General features: G+C 29.4%; 3 protein-coding genes and 1 pseudogene. All 4 read right to left on the minus strand.

Going from position 1 to position 3,735, the window contains the following annotated elements; translation table 11 throughout:
- Positions 1-386 precede the first annotated feature (386 nt).
- A complete protein-coding gene (ant(9), locus tag KA845_RS01285; RefSeq protein ID WP_208182380.1) occupies positions 387-1,148 on the minus strand; it encodes an aminoglycoside nucleotidyltransferase ANT(9) in 762 nt (253 codons plus the stop codon).
- A 25-nt stretch (positions 1,149-1,173) separates the two neighbouring features.
- Positions 1,174-2,118, minus strand: coding sequence for a replication initiation factor domain-containing protein (locus KA845_RS01290; protein ID WP_204172033.1), 945 nt, complete (start codon positions 2,116-2,118; stop codon positions 1,174-1,176).
- Between the two features lie 247 nt (positions 2,119-2,365).
- Positions 2,366-2,530, minus strand: coding sequence for a ribbon-helix-helix domain-containing protein (locus KA845_RS01295; protein WP_107510999.1), 165 nt, complete (start codon positions 2,528-2,530; stop codon positions 2,366-2,368).
- A gap of 560 nt (positions 2,531-3,090) precedes the next feature.
- Positions 3,091-3,729 (minus strand): annotated as a pseudogene (locus KA845_RS01300) (MobV family relaxase); the annotation flags it as partial.
- Positions 3,730-3,735 lie beyond the last annotated feature (6 nt).

Genomic DNA, 3,735 nt, shown 5'->3' on the forward strand with positions numbered 1-3,735 from the left:
AACATGTTTTTGTATGCCTGTTGTATTTGTTCCTGTTTTAACTTTTGAAACTCTAATAATTGAATACGACATATATAATTCACTCCTCAACAATAAGGTTAGTTAAGTAATTTAATACTTTAAGTCTAACATACTAGACTTATTTTTCAATAAGTCGTTAAACCGTATGCTCTGCGAGGCTAAAACATGTTTTTGTGCCTGCACAAAAAATGGACTGAATAAATCAGTCCATAAGTTCAAAACCAAATTCAAAATCAAAACATCAGCAACCAAAAATAGTGGTTGTTAAACATAAAGATCAAAACTAAAACAACATATTCAACTACTTACTTTCTTTTTCAAAATTTAAGGAATACTGGATATTGTAAATATTACAAAAGCTATTATCATAATTTATAATTCAAATAAGCATAAAGTTTTTTAATGACACTCTTAACAGGAAAAAGTTCCCAATCAACGCTATTACCATTTTTATAACTAGAAATAGCTAAACTTATTAAATTATTTTCTTCAATTGCTAAATTTTCTATTATCATACTGCCAGCTAAATCTTTTGAATAAAACTTACCTGTTTCATAAGTTACGATCATACGACAAAGGGTTAAAATAACATTTGTTTCATCACCATAAAAATCTTTTATCAATTCTTTAGAACTTTCCTTTATAGCTTTTTGTAAATCAATAAATGGAACATCAGGAATTAAGTTATTAATATTATTTTCGCCATAAATTGATATTGAAGAAAGCTTGGCTTGATATAATAATATTGTTAAATCAATGTTATTATTCTTTTCTGGAATAAAATAATTTAAATAATCTCCTCTAAGCCATTCCCCATAGATAAACTCTTCAATAGGTGGATAAGACCAATTTTCATTTTCATGATAATTAAGCACAGTTAATTCTATATATTTTAAACTTGTATCTTCACCAATTTCTTTAGAGATAGGCATAATTTTCGAAATTAATATTCTTTTTTCTTCTTTAGTCATATCTCTATTTATTATCACTAGAAAATCAACATCACTATCTTTTTTTAAACCCCCTTTAACATAAGAACCATATAAATAGACTCCTAATAAATCTTTTGAAAACAATCGTTTCAATTCTATTAAAACATTATCAATTTGCTTATTTGGTTCCTCCATTATTGACTCCTCTCATCTTTAAATATTATTTCCAAAATCTAAATTCACGTTGCCAAAAATCAATCTGCTTTTGCAATTGTTTTTCGTTAGCTTTTAAAGTCGATTTCATTAATTCAGTTAAATCAATTGGAGATATTTCTTTAATTAATTGCTTGTATTTATATTTAGCATGCCTTTCAAGTTTTCCCCATGTGCCTTCTTCATTCAGTAACAAATAAATCATTGCTTGCTCTTTTACTTTTTCTGGTGTTGTCCAATCAGGTTTTAAAATATGTAAATCATTAAAACAATCATTCCAATAATCAACCATGTCTCGTTTCAATTCAATTTCTATACGCCATAGATGTTCTGAAATAACTTCAATATCTGCATTATCCTTACGTTCCTGTTTTTTATTATAAATTCTAATAAATCTATCGCTATCACGTACCCCAAAGTATTTTGTTTCTGGTTTACCATTACGACCATAAAATATAGTTTTCTTAACTGCTTTATCAGTCATTGCGTAATAGTCGCTCAAATCATCTTCAAAATCAAAAGCTAAATCTAATCTTGTAAAACCGTCATCTTCCATGTAGTCGATAATGTTTTGTTTTAACCAAAGCATTTCTTCATGTGTGAGTTTATTAGGATTAAATTCAACACGCATATTACGTCTATCCCAACTATCTGCTTTTACTTTGTCATATTCGATATAAACTTTTTCGTTAAGTGCTTTAGCTTTAAACTTTGTTTGAAGTATATCCCAAAGTCTTATTTGTGGCTCAATACTCATAAAATCAGACAGCTTTTTAGCATTGGCTTTGTTCAAATTCCCAACGATTGTCATAGCATCAAAACTTAATTCTGGTTGAGGGGTGGTAAAAAAATTACCACTTAACCGGCTATTAGAGTAGCCGGTTAAGGAGTAATTTTGCACTTCCCCTGATGTAACTTGTTTTGAATAGATTTCTTGTTCTTTTTTACTCATAAAAAATCGACTCCTTAATTTTGTTTAAGAAGTCGCTCACCCAAATATATATCTTGAAGAATAAACTTAAATCGTTTAATATCTAGATATACAAATTAATAAAACATAATTCTTATATTTTATTACGGTTTTGTCGTTCACAAACTTTGGTCAGGGCGTGAGCGACTTCTTTTTTTTATTTTGTTATTAATATAACACTATCAAATGACTTGGTCTAATTAGTTCCTAATTAGATCAAGTCATTTTTTTATGCCTTAAATACTTTATCTTTGTCTTGATACTTACTCAAATATTCTTTATTAACCAACATAGAAATAGCCTGAGATTTAGTTAAACCCATTTGTTCTGCAATTTCTTCAAGTCTTTTCAAAGTATCTTCAGTTAAAGTTATACCTACTTTTGTACGAACCATTTTTACTCCCCATTTCTAACTATTATTAAGTTTATTTTATTCCATTTATACATATATGTCTAGAGATTTCTATACAATAACTCATAAAGTCCCTAAAATGTAGCCTAAATGTAGCTTTGTGAAAAATCGTTGAATCCATTGGCATTAAAGGTCTAAACACTTCACAATCTCGGAATTGGCACTCGGCACTTAAAAGGGGGGGGCGTAGTAGTCCCCCTTTTTCCAACTAAATTTGATAAATTCTAAGCCAAAATACAAAAACAGGGCTAACAGATCACTTCGTGAAGTTAGCCCTAAAACCTAAACCATTAACTCAATTTATTTTTTTATTCCAATTTCCTTTTGGTCTTAAAGTTTGCGTCCTTAACAATCCTAAAAGCTGTCAGTCGGTCGGGTTAATAGCTGACGCTATCGACCGCTGTCGCTTTAAGTCTAAGTTAAGGACTCTTTAAGACAAAAAGTTTTCTCGGCATAAACGTGGGTATAATTAAATTAGATATACTTAAAACAATTCTTTTAAGATTTTGAACGCCATTCTATTTTTAGAGTGGCGTTTTTATTTATCTACCTCTACCCCTATCACGTTTTTGCGTATTCTTTTCTTCTTGATATTCTTCAGGGTGTATTTGTTTATCAAACATTTGTATTGCCTTTATCATAGGAGCATTATCTCTACTCACATCATTCATTAAATTTCTATATTTATTTCTACCAATAGCTTGCTCTAACTTCTCAAAAATCTCTCTAATAACTTTAATAACATTAAGCGCATTATCAAGGTGTTTTTTGAGGTCTTTTATAAACTCATTTGCTCTTGCTAAAGTTTCAGACATATCCTTGTTTTCTTCTCTAAGCTTACTATTTTCGTTTTTTAGGTCATTCAGAGCTTTATCTGACTTAATATACTCATAATCTTCTGTAATCGTTTGTGCTGCTTGTATTTGTTTCTGAAAGTTATTAAATTCTTCTTGGCTTATTACAACATTCCCTGTTTCTTGTATTTCTTTGTTGAACAATCCACCTACTTTTTCAGTTTCATGTTCATATTGGACGTTTAAAGGCTTTTTAAGCGTTTCTAATGATTTTTGGTATTGTTCTATCAACTCACTGCTTTTTTGTTGTATATGGCTTAATTTTTGGCTCTCACGCTCATATTCTTGCTTATGGTATTCTGTTTTTTGCTTCATGTTTAGCATTTGTTACTT

The organism is Staphylococcus sp. GDX8P114P-2 (assembly GCF_017892945.1).
In the GTDB taxonomy this organism is placed as follows: Bacteria; Bacillota; Bacilli; order Staphylococcales; family Staphylococcaceae; genus Staphylococcus; species Staphylococcus arlettae.